At 36.9% G+C, this 16,821-nt stretch carries 20 protein-coding genes and 2 pseudogenes; 15 read left to right on the top strand and 7 right to left on the bottom strand.

Going from position 1 to position 16,821, the window contains the following annotated elements; genetic code table 11:
- Positions 1 to 99: 99 nt before the first annotated feature.
- Positions 100 to 789, top strand: coding sequence for an N-acetylmuramoyl-L-alanine amidase family protein (locus tag QFZ73_RS01895; protein WP_307262294.1), 690 nt, complete (start codon positions 100 to 102; stop codon positions 787 to 789).
- Between the two features lie 868 nt (positions 790 to 1,657).
- Here the strand turns inward: QFZ73_RS01895 and QFZ73_RS01890 are convergent.
- Positions 1,658 to 2,296 carry a LexA family protein gene (locus tag QFZ73_RS01890; protein ID WP_307262291.1) on the bottom strand — a complete coding sequence of 213 codons (639 nt, stop codon included), beginning with the start codon at positions 2,294 to 2,296 and terminating at the stop codon, positions 1,658 to 1,660.
- A 134-nt stretch (positions 2,297 to 2,430) separates the two neighbouring features.
- On the opposite strand from QFZ73_RS01890, the gene QFZ73_RS01885 reads away from it, so the two are divergent.
- Both QFZ73_RS01885 and QFZ73_RS01880 read left to right on the top strand, forming a co-directional pair.
- Positions 2,431 to 2,655: a helix-turn-helix transcriptional regulator gene (locus QFZ73_RS01885; RefSeq protein WP_063234642.1), complete on the top strand. Its 225-nt coding sequence runs from the start codon at positions 2,431 to 2,433 to the stop codon at positions 2,653 to 2,655.
- Between the two features lie 110 nt (positions 2,656 to 2,765).
- The gene (locus QFZ73_RS01880; RefSeq protein ID WP_307262286.1) at positions 2,766 to 2,906 is read left to right on the top strand and encodes a hypothetical protein; all 141 of its coding nucleotides are present in this window, start codon (positions 2,766 to 2,768) and stop codon (positions 2,904 to 2,906) included.
- Between the two features lie 172 nt (positions 2,907 to 3,078).
- Here the strand turns inward: QFZ73_RS01880 and QFZ73_RS01875 are convergent, their stop codons facing one another.
- Complete coding sequence (locus QFZ73_RS01875; RefSeq protein WP_307262283.1) at positions 3,079 to 3,303, bottom strand: hypothetical protein; 225 nt, start codon at positions 3,301 to 3,303, stop codon at positions 3,079 to 3,081.
- Between the two features lie 243 nt (positions 3,304 to 3,546).
- On the opposite strand from QFZ73_RS01875, the gene QFZ73_RS01870 reads away from it, so the two are divergent.
- Both QFZ73_RS01870 and QFZ73_RS01865 read left to right on the top strand, forming a co-directional pair.
- Positions 3,547 to 5,079 (top strand): esterase/lipase family protein, encoded by a 1,533-nt coding sequence (locus tag QFZ73_RS01870; RefSeq protein ID WP_307272525.1) that lies wholly within the window; start codon positions 3,547 to 3,549, stop codon positions 5,077 to 5,079.
- Between the two features lie 58 nt (positions 5,080 to 5,137).
- On the top strand, positions 5,138 to 5,260 hold the full coding sequence (locus QFZ73_RS01865; RefSeq protein ID WP_285847378.1) for a hypothetical protein: 123 nt from the start codon (positions 5,138 to 5,140) through the stop codon (positions 5,258 to 5,260).
- A gap of 31 nt (positions 5,261 to 5,291) precedes the next feature.
- On the opposite strand, the gene QFZ73_RS01860 is transcribed toward QFZ73_RS01865, so the two are convergent.
- Complete coding sequence (locus tag QFZ73_RS01860; RefSeq protein WP_251436570.1) at positions 5,292 to 5,579, bottom strand: hypothetical protein; 288 nt, start codon at positions 5,577 to 5,579, stop codon at positions 5,292 to 5,294.
- A 315-nt stretch (positions 5,580 to 5,894) separates the two neighbouring features.
- Here QFZ73_RS01860 and QFZ73_RS01855 point away from each other — a divergent pair, with 315 nt between their 5' ends.
- Positions 5,895 to 6,476, top strand: coding sequence for a glucosaminidase domain-containing protein (locus QFZ73_RS01855; protein WP_307262278.1), 582 nt, complete (start codon positions 5,895 to 5,897; stop codon positions 6,474 to 6,476).
- Positions 6,477 to 6,740: 264 nt separating this feature from the next.
- Here QFZ73_RS01855 and lexA read toward each other — a convergent pair whose 3' ends face one another.
- Positions 6,741 to 7,364 carry a transcriptional repressor LexA gene (gene lexA, locus QFZ73_RS01850; protein WP_251436565.1) on the bottom strand — a complete coding sequence of 208 codons (624 nt, stop codon included), beginning with the start codon at positions 7,362 to 7,364 and terminating at the stop codon, positions 6,741 to 6,743.
- A 155-nt stretch (positions 7,365 to 7,519) separates the two neighbouring features.
- On the opposite strand from lexA, the gene yneA reads away from it, so the two are divergent.
- The 7 genes and pseudogenes from yneA to QFZ73_RS01815 form a co-directional block, all read left to right on the top strand.
- On the top strand, positions 7,520 to 7,831 hold the full coding sequence (yneA, locus tag QFZ73_RS01845; RefSeq protein ID WP_251436562.1) for a cell division suppressor protein YneA: 312 nt from the start codon (positions 7,520 to 7,522) through the stop codon (positions 7,829 to 7,831).
- Between the two features lie 19 nt (positions 7,832 to 7,850).
- Complete coding sequence (locus tag QFZ73_RS01840) at positions 7,851 to 8,507, top strand: YneB family resolvase-like protein (RefSeq protein ID WP_251436559.1); 657 nt, start codon at positions 7,851 to 7,853, stop codon at positions 8,505 to 8,507.
- A gap of 65 nt (positions 8,508 to 8,572) precedes the next feature.
- Entirely contained in the window at positions 8,573 to 8,806 is a 234-nt protein-coding gene (locus QFZ73_RS01835) for a DUF896 domain-containing protein (protein WP_063592970.1), read from the top strand.
- A 226-nt stretch (positions 8,807 to 9,032) separates the two neighbouring features.
- Entirely contained in the window at positions 9,033 to 11,039 is a 2,007-nt protein-coding gene (tkt, locus tag QFZ73_RS01830; protein WP_307262269.1) for a transketolase, read from the top strand.
- A 295-nt stretch (positions 11,040 to 11,334) separates the two neighbouring features.
- Positions 11,335 to 11,775: a sporulation inhibitor of replication protein SirA gene (gene sirA / locus QFZ73_RS01825; RefSeq protein WP_251436553.1), complete on the top strand. Its 441-nt coding sequence runs from the start codon at positions 11,335 to 11,337 to the stop codon at positions 11,773 to 11,775.
- 84 nt (positions 11,776 to 11,859) lie between these two features.
- On the top strand, positions 11,860 to 12,075 hold the full coding sequence (locus QFZ73_RS01820; protein ID WP_034312934.1) for a YneF family protein: 216 nt from the start codon (positions 11,860 to 11,862) through the stop codon (positions 12,073 to 12,075).
- Positions 12,076 to 12,491: 416 nt separating this feature from the next.
- A pseudogene (locus tag QFZ73_RS01815) lies at positions 12,492 to 12,657 on the top strand (transposase); the annotation flags it as partial.
- A 2-nt stretch (positions 12,658 to 12,659) separates the two neighbouring features.
- Here the strand turns inward: QFZ73_RS01815 and QFZ73_RS01810 are convergent.
- The 3 genes and pseudogenes from QFZ73_RS01810 to QFZ73_RS01805 all read right to left on the bottom strand — a co-directional run.
- A pseudogene (locus QFZ73_RS01810) lies at positions 12,660 to 13,466 on the bottom strand (HTH domain-containing protein); the annotation flags it as partial.
- A 168-nt stretch (positions 13,467 to 13,634) separates the two neighbouring features.
- Positions 13,635 to 13,754 (bottom strand): hypothetical protein, encoded by a 120-nt coding sequence (locus QFZ73_RS28850; protein WP_373458904.1) that lies wholly within the window; start codon positions 13,752 to 13,754, stop codon positions 13,635 to 13,637.
- A gap of 32 nt (positions 13,755 to 13,786) precedes the next feature.
- Positions 13,787 to 15,004, bottom strand: a complete 1,218-nt coding sequence (locus QFZ73_RS01805; RefSeq protein ID WP_307262264.1) for an IS1182 family transposase — start codon at positions 15,002 to 15,004, stop codon at positions 13,787 to 13,789.
- Between the two features lie 914 nt (positions 15,005 to 15,918).
- On the opposite strand from QFZ73_RS01805, the gene QFZ73_RS01800 reads away from it, so the two are divergent.
- Both QFZ73_RS01800 and QFZ73_RS01795 read left to right on the top strand, forming a co-directional pair.
- Positions 15,919 to 16,338 (top strand): RrF2 family transcriptional regulator, encoded by a 420-nt coding sequence (locus QFZ73_RS01800; RefSeq protein ID WP_063234652.1) that lies wholly within the window; start codon positions 15,919 to 15,921, stop codon positions 16,336 to 16,338.
- Between the two features lie 95 nt (positions 16,339 to 16,433).
- Positions 16,434 to 16,820: an IDEAL domain-containing protein gene (locus QFZ73_RS01795; RefSeq protein ID WP_251436550.1), complete on the top strand. Its 387-nt coding sequence runs from the start codon at positions 16,434 to 16,436 to the stop codon at positions 16,818 to 16,820.
- Position 16,821 lies beyond the last annotated feature (1 nt).

Below are 16,821 nucleotides of genomic sequence, written 5' to 3'. Positions count from 1 at the left end.
GAAGAAGAATTCTATATTATTTTGAAATTTCTTTAATCCGATAGTTATGTGTACAAGCATTTGTTAATACGTAACATAAGATTAATAGAGGTGATAGAAATGGTAAAAGTATTTATTGATCCCGGCCATGGCGGTATGGATCCAGGCTCGGTGGGGAATGGATTGAGAGAAAAGGATTTAACTTTATCCATTGCAACTCGGATTAAAGACATTTTATTAATAGAATATAATAACGTTTCTGTAAAAATGAGCAGGACCCAAGATACGTACCCTTCCTTAAACGATCGAACAAATGCAGCGAACGCGTGGGGAGCTGACTTTTATCTCTCCATCCACATTAATGCTGGCGGCGGAACTGGGTACGAGGATTACATTTATACGTCCACTAACCAGATAACGAAAACGTATCAAGATCATATTCATTCAGAGGTCATGAAGCTTATTAACATCCAAGACAGAGGACAAAAAACAGGAGATTTACATGTGCTCCGTGAAACGGACATGCCTGCACTCCTTACTGAAAATGGATTTATCGATAATGTCAATGACGCATCCAAATTGAAAACGGCATCCTTTATCGAATCACTGGCTCGCGGACATGTTAACGGTTTAGTTAAATGCTTCAATCTTACAAAGAAAAGTACAGCTGTATACCACACTGTCGTTAGTGGGGATACCGTATATTCCTTAAGCATTGCTTATGGGAGTACGGTTCAGCAAATTAAAGATTGGAACGGTCTTGACAGTCAGTACACCATTACAGTAAACCAGAAATTGCGGGTGAAATGAATAAATAATTGACTAGTTAAATTATTCATCACTTCCAGAAAGCACACCACTCAGGAAGCCCTTCTCAAAAAGAGAGGGGCTTTTCTTGGTTCAGGAATATGCATGTAATGAAATAATGATATACATTCTACCGTCCCGATTCGAAAATAGCGGAAGGAATGGGAATATTATGACCAAAATATTATTAGCCTCTAATATTAAAATCTAATTCTTAAAACTGATATACGGGGAAAAGATTTAAGAACTAACATAGATGCCAGTCCACACAAAGGGAAAATAATAAATTTGCACAGTAGGAAAAAGTGGACTTTGTGTAAATGGGAGTCACTTTCTGGCATTATATATAATTACAGTTTATCAGGAAACAAGCCTCTGACGAGCTTCGAACCCGCACTCCTTTCGTAAGCATAGGATGAGGGAGAACACGCTTTCCAACGGATTTTCACCGGCTGGGATTCCACATGCCTCAGCTTATTTGCTTTTCGGTGCTTCTGAAACCCTTACCTTGCGACCCGGTGGCTACAATATTATCCGGCGCTCTTCCCTTCTAGAGCTACAGAGGCAAATGCTTATCATTCCATTATAAGATTTTATATGAGGTTGTGAACCCAATAATAAAAATTATGATAATTTGATTGCCTAATATAGACAATTTTATTCTTTCTGCATGTAAGGAAAATTTACTGGAAAAAGCGTCCTAGGACGCATAGTTACCAAATACATTCACTCAATTTCATAAGTAATCTAAGAGAACAATACTAAAAAGAAACAATGATGGCTTGTACCTAAATATGTAGAATTGAATCTATGTATTATTGCTCATTATTCATTTATTTTCATTTCCGTAAAGAAACCCTCGAGATGGATATTAATCGTATATTTTAATGGCTTGAACTACTTTTCCTAAAATTCGGACTCTATCATTTTTGATGTTATAGGTTTTTTCTTCATAAAAAGGATCCGTGCTGCAAGGAGTGAGTGTGATGTTTTCTTTATTGATATTCACTTTTTTGACCGTAGCATCGTAACCATTTACTAAAACCACACCAATTTTTCCGTTTTCGACGTAGGTTGTTTTTTCAACGAGAATCAATGATCCGTCTCTGAATTCTTTGTTCATGCTATTGCCAATCACTTTTAGGAAAAAATATTCTTTATTCGATTTTAGCATCGAATTTAATGTCGGCATATAGGCTTCTATATATTCGTTGGTAAAATTAGGCTCTCCAGCAGGGATATTTCCGTAGACACCAATTAATCTTACATTCTTTTCATTTAGAAATTCCATTCCAGGATTATTTCTATCTATAGGTGCTCCTTCAATGAGGTGGGATAGCGGTATTTCAAAGCATGTCGACATCATGCTCAATTTATCCATTAAAGGTTTATTCCGTCCGGATTCCCAAGCTGATACTGCCGTTGGGGCCACTTTTAATATATTTGCCAAATCTTCTTGTGTCATTTTTCTTTCTTTTCTTAACATTTTAATCCGTTCACCAATGTGCATATTTCTTCACCTCTTACTTGAATATACACTATGAGTGAAAGTGAGTAAACTTAAAGTGAGTGAATTTTGCGAAAAATTGTTGGTAACTATACTTCAAGTGTGATATTATTTTTTAAGACAGGTGGTGACAAGATATGACAAACGTTAAGTTCACACTTAAACAAGCTAGGAAGTATAAAGGATTAACTCAAGATGAAATGGCTAAAGTGCTGAAGATGGCCAAGAGGACTTACATTGACTATGAGCAATATAAGATTCCTTTGCGAATCGATAAGGCTTATTTATTTGCTGAATGTGTAGGATTCTCGATCGACGATATCATTTTTTTTGATCCTCATCTACACTTCAAATGTAGTTGAAAGTCAAGTGTACCAGCGTTTCTTCATCAGATTGGCCATTCGGAATGTAAAGTCTAATCAATACATTCCTAACTTCCACGGGACAAGATTCAAGTAATGATGGAAAGAAGATGAAAAAAGTGGAAAGGGAAATTAATTCTTTTGAAGTTGCAGTAGGAGGCATTGAGGATATTATCGTACACGACGGTGTTGTCAAATTGTACAATCGGAAGGTATTGATCCTGTTCTCAGGGGAAAATTCGGGTATGTAGGAGGAGGTGGGGGGAGTGCTTAAAGGAGAAAAAATCCAAACTTCTCACGTTCTTTAAAAAAGGGACAGCTGCAACCCCCAATTGGAGCATGCTGATATTTTGTATAAAATAGACGATTGATATTGGGATCCTCATGAATGACAGCCGATTGCCGTGAAAAAAATTTATTTACTTAATGTATAGGCCGGACTGAAAACACCATGAATAGGAGCAAATGGACAATGGCAAATTCGAAGGAAAAGTTAATATTGATGAACAAGCCCTCTATCCTTTGCAGGATAAGGGCTTGTTCTTTTTTTCGTGAACTTGAAGGATTCGATTTAAGGATTTCCTCCGTAAGTACATCTTCATAAAAGGAAAAGATGCATCCATAAATGAATTGAAGGCGAGTCTTCATACTTTATCTCCATTTTTGATGAACTTCTTCTAGTTTTTTTCTCCCATCTTTATGAAGATAGCAGGTAATGGTATGCAAAAGTACAAATATATACTAATGAAGGCTATGGAAGGCCTGGGAAGGAGGGCATTGATAATAGGATGAGTTCGAAAAAATACCACAGGATATTGGAGGAGATAACAATTGAAAAGGAATGTAATCAATTATGTCGTTTTTCTTGTCCTCATTCTAACCATATTATTTATGGCTAAGCCAGACATTTCCTCTGCAGGAAAATTGAAGCCGCCCTCCGAAACTTTCAGTCCAGGGGATTGGTTTCTTGGAAGTATTCCTCCCAATCTTGACACAGAGAAACCACCGATCGTGTTTGTTCAAGGGAAAAACAGCAGTTCAACCAGCTGGTACGGTGAAACGGAATATCATGGTGTTAATGATATGTATACCAAGGCGTATGAAGCAGGCTACCAAACTGTTTTTGTTCAGCTTCATGATTCAGCTGGAAATGGATCAGTGAGCCAATATGCTAATGGAAGGCTTTTAGCTCAAATGCTTTCAGAAATCAGTAACCATTTCGGGGGCGAAAAAGTAAATATTATAGCTCACAGCAAAGGAGGGCCAGACACCCAAGCGGCTCTAGTACACTATGGAGCACACCAATATGTTGGAAGGGTCATCACTTTAGCTTCCCCTCATCATGGTTCTTACCTAGCTGATTTGGCTTATAGCTGGTATGCGGGCTGGCTTGGTTCCTTATTAGGTCAAAAAGATGATGGAACTTATTCATTACAAGTTGGTAAAATGGCGGAATTTCGTTCTGTCACAGATAACCATGTTAACTCACGTAAAAACATGTATTTCACTGTAGCAGGTATGAACAGAGGCCCGGTTCTTTCAGCTTTATCAATGGGTGGACAATACTTATCTTCATATGGAGAAAATGATGGTCTTGTGAATGTATGGAGTACAAAAATACCCTACGCAACACATTTATTTACGGATCCCAACTTTGATCACGACAATATTCGAGTTGGTTCAGCTGTATTTTCAAGAATTGAACCCTATTTAAGAAGCACTTCCATCGCTGGGGTTCCTGAATTTAATGTCAACTATAAAGAACGAGTAGAAGATGATGTCATCACAACCGCACTCGCTCAAACCGTTCTGGGTGATGTCCTGAAACAAAATGTCTGGATTGAAAAAAATTTCCATGTAAATGAAGCCGCCCCATGTAATATAACCATATATACAGCCTCAAATGATGTTGAGGTTGAATTAATTTCTCCATCCAATAAAAAGTATTTACCTTCCTTAAAAGTTCATTCAGTCAAGAATGAAATTTCCTTTTTTAATGGCGCAACCATCCAATCATTCAATAGAAATAACCTTGAAATTGGGGACTGGAAAGTGCGAATGAAGACTAAATCGCCAAAAGACGCCTTCTTGTTCACAGCACAATTCAACGAAAAGAATCCCATTACTTTAAGTATGGCCGGTAAAGTTAAGCAAAAAGATGCAAAATTTTTAATAAAGAACCCAATGAATGATAAAAAAAGGCCAATCAGCACAACATTTTTGGTTCATCTATTAGATGAAAACGGTAATGAAATTAGTGAAAAAAGCTCCATTAAGGTAATGGATACCGAAAATTTTACTGGTGCCCTTCCAGAAGTACCTAAGTCAGGTGTTTATAATGTAACAATTGATGTCAAGGAAAAAAATGTGAATGGTACTGAAAGAACCCGGACGCTGATTCGTTCAGTCTATATTGAGAAATAGTGAAAGGCCTTCTCTTAATTGAGAGGGTATTTTTGATGAAATGAGATGGAGCTGTGAAATGGTATGGTTAACTAGGATGATGGCGATTCAGCAAAAGGAAACAGCCATTTTAGGTGTTAAATTTACGGGCGTTATATGGGGATATAAGCAAGTCAAGTCTCCTGGCAATAAAAAAGATTGATGAATTGCAACGAGTGACAACCTGTATAGATTTAATCCGCCTTTTGATACGATTCTCTATAAGACAAAATACCAGTCTTGAGTGCAGCATAATTGCCTATGCTTGCATAGCCATAAAACCAGCCCATGAAAATTCCTGCAACCAAATGATGACGATGGCTTATGAAAATGGAAATGAATAAGCCAAGACCTAAAGCGATGCTTGGGATGAATTTAGGAGGAACATGAAACATGACCTTTATAAGTTGAGTAAGAATCATGATGGTAGGAATGGCTATCACTGCATCCCAAAAGTTTGTATGGATGGTTGGGAAGTCCATAATTTCACCACCTTAACATGAAAGTTTTTAAAATTAATTTTTACTATTTATCAAGGTTTTATACCATAATATATGAATACATATTTAAAAATTATTTATTGAAAGGTTATCAAAATAAAATCCATAAATCTATATTATATCGATTGACGGCTTTCCTGTTTGGAAGGGGAGAATGGTTTTAATAAAACGCGGAGCGAGCCACTTTTCCGAACATTTTTTGTTGGACAAGCTGTAACCTTTCCCATATTTTAGAATACGATAAGAATAAAGATAAACAGTGAAAAAATAAAGTGATTCTAATAATTGGAGGTTCTAATGAGCAAGGAAAAGTTTATTAAGCATATTGCTCCTTATGCCCAGAAAATTCAAAAGGAATTTAAAATTTTACCTTCTGTTGTCATTGCACAAGCTTGCTTGGAGAGTGGATATGGGACAAGCTTATTAGCAAATCAAGGGAAAAATATATTTGGTACAAAAGGTGACTTTAAGGGCGAGTCTGTCATTATTCAAACAATGGAATATGTCAACGGTGTGCCCGTTCAAGTATGGAACAAATTTAGAAAATACCCAACTTGGGAAGTAAGTCTTCGAGATCTTGCCAATCTATATGTAAAGGGAACTTCGTGGAATAGAAGTCTCTATACAGCTGTCATTGGAGAAAAAGATTACAAAAAAGCACTCAAAGCAATATTCGATGCGGGTTACGCCTCGGACCCGAAATATATAGAAAAACTGGTGAGCCTAATTGAAACAAGTGATTTAACTAAATATGATGCAAGCACCGAAGAGGTTTATCATATTGTCAAAAAGGGGGATTCAGTCTCTGGGCTTGCAAAGGCATATGGTTCTACACAAGTGCAGATTCAACAGTGGAATGACTTGGTCGATCTAACCTAATTAAAGTGAACCAAAGATTAAGAGTGAAATGAATTTTAACTGGGAGCGGTATTTTACCGCTCTCCTTTTTTATTTGAAATAGTTTTTTTAAAAGTACATATATCAAGACAGGCGATAGTATACCTTTCATCCGTTATAAAGGATGTTAATATTCCATGAAAACTTGATTCTATTAAAAAATATCTCAAAATCTACTCTTCCATATGCATATTGAGAGAATTTGGGACATAAATTAAACAAACAAAAAAAGCGCGGTTAGCGCTTTTAGTGTATTTGCCTATATAAGCCGATTACTTTTCCAAGTATCGAAACATCTCGTAAAATAATTGGTTCCATATTTGAGTTCTCAGGCTGAAGCCTTATGTAATCCGGTTCCTTAAAGAATCGTTTTACAGTGGCTTCATCATCTTCCGTCATGGCCACGACGATATCTCCATTATTGGCACTGCTTTGTTGTTTCACGATGACATAATCCCCATCATGAATTCCTGCTTCGATCATACTTTCACCCATGATTTCCAGCATGAATACATGGTCATCATGTGGAACCATGCTTTCAGGAAGCGGAAAGTATTCTTCTATGTTCTCAATGGCCGTTATAGGCATGCCCGCTGTTACCTTTCCAAGTAACGGCACGTTCACGACATTGGCTTTGGGAATACTGTTCGCTTCCTCCGAATTCATTATTTCAATGGCCCTTGGCTTGGTCGGGTCACGTCTAATCAGGCCCTTACTTTCCAGGCGGGATAAATGTCCGTGTACTGTTGAACTTGATGCAAGTCCCACAGCTTCGCCAATCTCCCTTACGGAAGGTGGATACCCTTTTTGGCGGACCTCTTCTTTAATGAAATCAAGAATATCTTGCTGCCGTTTTGATAGTTTAGTCATTAGTGCACCTCTTCCCCAATGTTCTTTGCTACATTATAGCATGGCCCCCAACTCTATACAAACATAAGTTCGAATTTAGTTGTTGACTGAAACAAATGTTCGTATTATAATTTAACCATAACATACGAACGAACATTCGCTTTGGAGGGATAATTATGAAAAAATTATACAAAAATTATATTTATACGATTCTATTAGCGGGATCAGTATTCATCTTTTCAATTTTATTCTCTTGTACATTGAACAATGATCAAAAAAAAGATTTCCTTTCTATAGAAGTAAGTGAAGGTGACACCCTATGGGGAATTGCCGAAGAGTATGAAGAAGCAAATTTGACAAAAAAAGAATTCATTGGTTGGATAGAAGAGCATAATGGAGTCAGGGCGGATTCTATTAAAACTGGTCAAGTCATCGTCATACCGGTTAAAGAGGAAGAACTTGTCCAGAATTTGGCCAGTGAGCAGTAAGTAGTGAAGGTAGGGTATTATGAAGGCGGTAATCTATTGTAGGGTCAGCACAGAAAAAGAGTCACAGGAAACATCATTGGCAAGGCAGGAAGATGAATTAGTCAAATTGGCGGAAAAGATGGATGTGGAAGTTGTTTCCATTATAAAAGAACAGGCAAGTGGTTATGAGTTGAATCGGGATGGAATTTTTGACATGCTCGAACTATTTAAAACCAAAGAAGCTGAAGTACTATTAATCCAGGACGAAACAAGACTGGGAAGAGGGAATGCCAAAATAGCCCTTTTCCATTTCATCCTTAAAGAAGATGTGAAAATTTATACGCTCTCACACGATGGAGAGCTTGAGTTATCGGATTCGGATGCCATGGTCATCCAGATAGTCGGTATTGTAGAAGAATATCAAAGGAAACTACATAATCTTAAAATAAAGCGCGGGATGATAAGAGCCGTTGAAAAAGGGTACCGTCCTCAAAAAAACCTTCAGAATCAAAGGAACTCCACTGGAAGGGACCGTATGGAGATTCCTATTGAAGAAATTATTAAACTTCGGGCCAATGGATTGACATTCTCAGAAATCGCAGCCACATTAAGGGGCTTTGGATACAATGTATCTAAGGCTACTGTGAACAGGCGTTTTCTCGAACATCAAATGAATACAAAGGAAAGTAAATCATAGAACTTGTAATTTCGCTTTTTTTTTAATACCATGACAGTATCCGCAGATTATGAAGGAGCGAAATTATGTTATCAAAAGAAAAAATAGCCCGTATTAATGAACTTTCTAAAAAGGCAAAGGCTGAAGGTTTGACGGAAGTTGAGGCGAAAGAGCAAACCCAATTGAGAAGTGAGTATTTGGAAACATTCAGAAAGTCCATGTCCGATACGTTGGAGCATGTGAAAGTCGTGGATCCAGAAGGTAATGACGTCACTCCTCAAAAGATAAAAAATATAAAAGAAAAAAGAAATTTACATTAATGCTTGGATTCTTCTGAAGGGACATTCCAATTGAGAATTCTATTAGCATGTAAAAAGAGAGTGCATTGATGTATGTATTCTCCTATTTAGTTTATTCTAAATAGGGGACTTCTCTTATTTTTAGAAAATTGTAATATTGGGGCAGTAAATAGTGATTTTAGTTGTGATATTATGCTTGTCACTATAATATAAAGAGGTACATTACAGGAAGGGATGTTTTTACGATATGTTAGATAAATTAGATGCACTTTCTATTAATACGATTCGTACATTATCGATTGATGCAATTGAAAAGGCTAATTCTGGCCATCCAGGTATGCCAATGGGTGCAGCGCCAATGGCGTATAAACTATGGACCGAATATATGAACCATAACCCGAAAAATCCAGATTGGTTTAATAGAGACCGCTTTGTTCTTTCAGCTGGTCATGGGTCTATGCTGTTATACAGCCTTCTTCATTTATCGGGCTATGGCTTATCTATCGATGATTTGAAAAGCTTCCGCCAATGGGGCAGTAAAACTCCAGGACATCCTGAATACGGACATACGGCTGGTGTAGATGCAACTACCGGGCCGCTTGGACAAGGTATCGCAATGGCAGTCGGAATGGCAATGGCAGAACGTCACTTGGCTGAAAGCTATAACCGCGATTCTTACAATGTGGTCGATCATTATACATATAGCATTTGTGGAGATGGAGATTTAATGGAAGGTGTTTCTGCAGAAGCAGCTTCATTAGCTGGACATCTACAACTCGGAAGACTTGTTGTTTTATATGATTCTAATGATATTTCCCTTGACGGCGACTTAAGTCAATCATTTAGTGAAAGCGTGGCAGACCGGTTCAAATCTTATGGATGGCAGTATATCCGCGTTGAGGATGGGAACGATCTTCAGGAAATTGCTAATGCGATAGAAGAAGCGAAAACCGACGAAGCACGCCCAACATTAATCGAAGTGAAAACGGTTATTGGTTACGGTTCACCAAATCGTTCTGGTAAATCTGCTGTTCACGGCGCTCCGCTTGGTGCAGATGAGCTGAAATTGACAAAAGAAGCATATAAATGGACATTCGAAGAGGACTTCCATGTTCCTGAAGAAGTGTATTCACACTTCAATGAAGCTGTTGTTGATGCAGGCGCTCAAAAAGAAGAAGCTTGGAATGAATTGTTCAAAAATTACAAAGAAGCACATCCTGAGTTAGCACAGCAATTGGAGCTGGCCATCAAAGGTGAGCTGCCTGCTGAATGGGATCAGGAAATTCCGGTCTATGAAGAAGGTAAGACATTAGCTTCCCGTGCTTCAAGTGGGGAAGTACTAAATGCGATTGCCAAAAAGGTCCCTAGCTTCATTGGGGGTTCTGCGGATTTAGCCGGATCTAATAATACTGCCATCAAAGGTGAGACAGATCTATTACCTGGTAATTACAGTGGCCGTAATATTTGGTTCGGTGTACGTGAATTCGCCATGGGTGCGGCTTTAAACGGAATGGCACTTCATGGTGGATTAAAAGTATACGGAGGAACATTCTTCGTATTCTCTGATTATCTACGTCCTGCCATAAGAATGGCAGCACTAATGGGACTGCCTGTAAACTATGTATTCACTCATGACAGCATTGCTGTAGGGGAAGACGGGCCGACTCATGAGCCAATCGAACAATTAGCATCATTGCGCGCAATGCCTAACCTAGGGGTAATCCGTCCAGCTGATGGCAATGAAACGGCAGCAGCCTGGAAAGTGGCAATGGAGTCAACAAATAAACCAACTGCTCTTGTACTGACTCGTCAAGGGTTGCCAACAATAAAAGACACTTCCGAAACTGCGTATGAAGGTGTTTCAAAAGGGGCTTACATCATCTCTGCTTCTAAGAAAGAAGTAGCAGATGCATTACTTCTTGCGACTGGTTCCGAAGTGAACTTGGCTGTGGAAGCACAGAAAGCTTTAGCGAACGAAGGAATTGATGTTTCGGTAATCAGCATGCCATCATGGGATCGATTTGAAACTCAATCTAAAGAATATAAACAAAGCGTAATCAATCCGGCAGTGAAAAAACGTTTAGCTATCGAAGTGGCTTCACCGTTTGGTTGGGATCGTTATGCAGGTGATGAGGGTGAAATATTGGCCATCAATCATTTTGGAGCTTCTGCTCCAGGCGGTAAAATCATGGAGGAATTTGGTTTCACTGTAGAAAATGTAGTTGCCCGTGTTAAGGAAATGCTTAAAAAATAGTAATGGGGAACTGACACCAACTAGCGTGGTGTCAGTTTTTTTATCAAAAACAATCGTATTTTATATTGAATGTGCTCCTACTCTAAAGGAAATCTTCCATTCGACAAAAAAAGAAGATAATTTCTCCAGCAAACAACATATCTTTTTAGTTTGTCAATATATAATGAGAATAAATAAATTTCGTTTAAATGTGTCAGTTAAAGGGGAAAGTCATCAATAGTGGAAAATAGTGGAGAGGGTCCTGGTGGTTAGATGTTTTCGTGACCAAAATAGGAAAGCTAGGAGGCATTGGCTGATGAGAACCTATCAAATTTATTTAATCGAAGATGAATTTGCCCATCATTATTATGGAAGAGAGAAGCTATTTTTCAATTTGTTTTTGGAGTATATTCAAGCAAGGGGCAGACTGAAGAGTATTTTGCAAAAACAAATCGAATATGTCACCAAAACAGTCCCGATTATCCAGTTGCAGTTAGCTATTGAACAACGTTTGCAAAAAAAGATGAATTATTGGACTCAAAATGGAAAATACTATTTAGAAAAAACAAACGGATCAAGTAAAGCCGTTTTAATCATTCAGAATGAGTCCATTACTCTTAAGGCTGAAGGAGACTATGAAGCGGAGACGGCATTCTTTGAAAGTATTCGAAAATATGAAGCGAGTTTTCTGGCAATTGATTTTGAACATGAAAAATACGGTTGGTTAAAACCGATAAAAGAAAGAAAATTTGTGTAAATGGGGGACTTTTCGGTAGCGGGTATTGTATAATAACCTTTGGTCTAGTACACTGATGTTAGACAACATGAAGGAGGAAATAGTATGTGGGTTTACATTCTAGTTGGCGTACTGGCATTGATTGCTGGAGTAGTGCTGGGATTTTTCATCGCTCGTAAATACATGATGGATTACTTAAAGAAAAATCCGCCAATTAACGAACAGATGTTGAAAATGATGATGATGCAAATGGGTATGAAACCATCCCAAAAGAAAATTAATCAAATGATGAGCGCAATGAATAAACAACAAACAAAATAAGATAGCATGAAACCTTGATATATCAAAGTTCTTGGAAGATTGGATGCAAAATTTTATATAATATCGATATGGTTGATCCATTAAGACTGAATCCTTCCACCGATTTTATATAAAATTTTGGTTTATCTTTCATTTTTGTTTCTTAATCCACTTTTTCTGAATGAATGATTCAGTAAAGGTGGTTTTTGTTTTGGAATTGATAGATAAAAGCAGAACAGTATTTACTGATTGAAGAAAATTATAAAGAACGCATATTTAATAAAAATTTTTAGTATAAAAGGTAAGTCCCCATTCTAAAATGTACCCTTTGTTAAGGACAGCTTAAAAAAGATGATTCCTGTATTGTGGTATTATCCCCCTATAGTAGACAGTTGAAAGAAAGGTACTGTACTGTTTATTATGGAGGGGATATTTTTATGGGTAAATATAGAAGAACCTTTACTGTTGATTTTAAAATGCAAGCCATTGAAATGTACTTACATAGAGGTATGGGTAGTAAATTGATTGGAAAAGAACTAGGTGTAAGTTATAGACAGGTGGATTAAAAACTATAATAGTGATGGCATTCTGGGCCTACAAGAATTCAGTAGTACTTTACCTGGAACATCTTGTTTGAATTCCCTATTCAAAAGATTCGGCACCACACAAAGTGCTCGTGAGTGGCTTTCATCATTCGTCTGTACGGATTTGCCTTCCGAATAGGACATAGAATGCTGTACTTCTTCATGATTCGCCGGATACGCTTCAAATTATAGACAACATTAAATTGACCCGCCAAAGTCATCTTGATCTGACGAGCCCCTTTCTTACGATTTTTGAAATTTTTTCGATTTCTTTTTTCTTGTGATTTCACTGAGAAGTAATTATAATAACCACTTCTTGAAACACCGGCTATTTTTCATAGGTATTTCACCATATGTTTTAGCTGATATTTTTCAATCACGGAACGAATAGGATATATTTTTTGAAAGGAGGAAGAACTACTTCTTCATCCCCCTTTCTGCAAAACGAATCTTTTTTAACAGTTCGTTTTCTGCCTTTAGTAAGTTGATTTGTGCTTCTAAGCGAGCATTTTTCTCCTCTAAGGTAAGTATTCTTTCTTTTTGGCGCCTTGAATTTCCTGCTCTAGTGTCACATAAACCAATAATCCCATTCTTCTCGTAAACAGCTTGCCATCTCTTACTCGCTGATTTAATTCTTTCCGTCCCCAAAACCTCTATATCAAACCCAAATTCTTCAAAAATTCCTCTTGCGAATTTGCCTTTCTGTTTTTCCGCTATATATGCTTAAATTCATCAGTATAAGTAATCCCTTTTGAACTTACAGATTTAACATAATTATTTAGATGATAGTAGTTTGATTTCTTTCTCTGTAAAACGCTTTTTACTCATAACCTTCTCCAGTCCCATATTCTGTTTTCTCGTTGTGTTTCTTAATTATACAAAAAAGTACCCTATAGGGGCTGTTGACAAAATGGGGAAGAGCTTTTGCTCCTTCCCCATTTTGATTTTTATCGTTAATTGCTTGTTTATTGATTATTCTTCTTCATTTTTTTGTAGCTAGTTCATTACTTTTACCATTCGTTTTAAGTTTAAGGCCAACGCCGAAAAGAGGCATTGTTCATGGATTTTTTGAATGCCCCTCTTATATGTCTTATATAAATTGTGCTTTATTTTCATGGTGCCAAATGAGCCTTCACACCAGACTCTTCTTAGTTTTGAACCAGTTTGTAATCACTTGTTTTTGTCCTTTTCATGTTTTCTTCTAATAGTTCATGGGCGATGGGGCGTGATATGGTTCTTTTAGTCGCTGTTTTCCCGAAGCATTCCACTCTGAAAGGACAGACTTTACAGTCTTGGGTTTTTGCCGAATAGGTCTTGTAATTTGTTTCGCCCTTTCTCATTAAATGTGTAAAGGCTAGTTCCTTCTTATTTTGACATAGGTATATATCGTTTTCGCTATTATAAGTGAACTCCCGATGCGAGGTTGTCTTAAACGCCGAATCATACTGAGTGGGACTGATATACCCCGTTATGCCTAATTTTTTTAATCCATGGTGAATAGGCGTTGTATCGTATCCACGATCCGCCCCTACATTCTTAATATTTAAATGAAACTTCTCTTTTATCACTTTCAAGCGTTCTACGTAAGGTTCGCAGTCATTTACATTTCCTGCACTCGGATGAATATCTATTATGATTCCGTTTTGGGTATCAATGCTGGTATGAGCCAAATAGTGGGGACCTGATGGTTTCCCGGGTCGATTTAATAACCCTGAATCAGGATCGGTTTTAGAGACGGACACTATTTTTGTAGTAGACTCTTTCGGTTTTCTCCCAGCCTTTTTTCGGCCAACGTTTTCTCTTTTCTCCTGCAGTTCTTTTTCAAGCTTCTTTGCCTCTTCTTCAAGAGTATTTAAATACTGGGAAGGAGTCTTCTCAACCTCAACCTTTTTCACCTGATCCTTAGAAGCACTGGCTTTTATATGGGTAGAATCTGTCACAATGGTTTCCCCTGTGACCAATCCTTTTTCAATGCATAGTGAAACAATGTGATCGAAGATTTCTTGGAATACGGCACTGTCTTTGAACCGTCTTCGACGATTTTGACTAAAAATAGAGTGGTCGGGAATTCGATCAGTTAGATCAAGTCCTAAAAACCATCTATAAGCAAGATTTAAATGAACCTCCTGTTCAAGTTCGCGTTCTGAGTCAATATTAAAAAGATAGCCGATAAGCAACATCTTGAAAAGGAGGACGGGATCCAAAGACTTCCGGCCCAGTTTCGAATAAAAACTTTCCATTTTAACGTATATAAAAGAGAAGTCAATTCTCTCCAATATTAAGCGGAGAATATGATTAGTAGGAACAAAATCGTTCAAATCAATAAACTCCATTTTGCTTTGGTACTCATCATTGCGTCCCATCATAGAAATCCCTCCAATAAAAAACCTGCATAGAATAAATTCTATACAGGTTTCAGAAATTCCTTTTAGATTGTCAACAGCCCCTATAGGAGACTTTTTTAGGTGTCTACTCTATAGGGTACAGTTTAATTCTAGGTGAGCGCTTTTTTATTTTGAAAGTAAACACGCAAACAGAAAAAACACTTGTCCACACCTTCTATCAAAAGATGCATATACAGTATTAAGGAGGGTGTTAGAATGATAAATGATTTTGTGAAAAAATGCTTTGAGGATACTTGTTCGGTATGGTTTCCTAAATGTGAACATAAATTTGAACACAAATGTAAATTTAAAGATAACAAATGGGAATCTAAATTCAAATGGAAATCTAAATGTAAAAAATAAAAATCTTTTCAATTAATCTTTTTATTAAAGCACACTTGACCAATAAAGAGTCAGTGAATCTATAAAATTGATTAAAGTAAGCATCCGAGTAATCGGTTGTTTTTTTTGAATGAACTTAATAAATAGAAAAGTATTTAACCTGAATTGGTCGAGCGCTTTTTTGCATTTATATAGGTTGGTTTTATTTATATCTGATGCCCAAATTAATTTCATAAAGGATCTATATTCTTCATTCGCACCGTTTTAAACCATAAAAATATGTCTAAATATTAATGAGGGATCAAAAATTCGTTTCAGTAAAATCTAAAGATGAAGAAAGAGTGATTGAATCGTTATCATTAATTGCAATAATTTTAACACCGAGTCTTTTTTTAAGAGTCTTTAACTTCGGCAATATTAAAAGCATAAATTGGGGATTTCAATGCAATATTAAACCGATAGACAATGTTGAGAACCCTGTTGAGTTTTTTGAGTTGACTTTATCAACTGTAAATATTATTATTACAGTAATCTCCTTGAGGAGGATGCGTAAAGTGAATAGTGATTTTACAATAGCTGTGCATAGTTTGGTCTATTTAGCTTATTTACCAGATCATATGGCAAGCAGTGAGTCTATCGCAGAAAACGTTTGTACAAACTCGGCAAGGATTCGGAAAATGATGAGCTGCTTAAGAAAAAAGGGATTTGTAAAGACTAAAGAAGGTGTGGGCGGAGGCTATATTCTAGACTGTAACCCTGAAGAGGTAAGTTTGGCGGATATTTATATAGCGGTCTCACATGGAACCTTGAAACCAAAGTGGTGTACAGGTGATCCGGAGAAAAAATGTGTCATATCTTCCAATACCCAGGTAGTCATGGATCAAATATTTGATGAAGCTGAATTATATTTTGAAAAATATTTAGAAGATATAACTCTAAGCACTTTTTTGGAAAAAATTAAACAATGTCCGTGATATTGATTTAGTTTTTCCTTTGCACTAAATGTATATTTTATTATTACAGTTAATAACTTTGAATATCAAATGAACATAAAAGGGGTGTTAAGGAAATGGTTGAAAATAATCTGTTCAAAAATGGGGATTGGGTACAGGGAAAATCAAGAGATGGGGAACTTATCCATGGTTTTATTGAAACCGTAAGCGATAATCGAGAAATCGTTAAAGTGAATGTGGTGGAAAGTGACAATGAAAAAGCGGTTGGGAAATCGATTTGGATTCCGAGTAAATGGACCGAAAAATTGCCGGATCTAGAAATCAGTAATGAAACTCATCTTTTGGCCTTAATTGATTTGGCGTTACTTTCTAAAGATGAAACATGGTTTATGGAGTTATCCGGTAAATTGGAATCCATCAAGATCCATCCGAAAATAAATGCGAGGAAATCAGAATTTCTTATTCCGGGAAATGGAATCGCAAAAATTGATTTAAATAGATGAT

This window comes from Peribacillus sp. V2I11, from assembly GCF_030817135.1.
Classification (GTDB): domain Bacteria; phylum Bacillota; class Bacilli; order Bacillales; family DSM-1321; genus Peribacillus; species Peribacillus simplex.
Note: the sequence above shows the minus strand (reverse complement) of the source record. Positions and strands in the feature narration are given on the sequence as shown.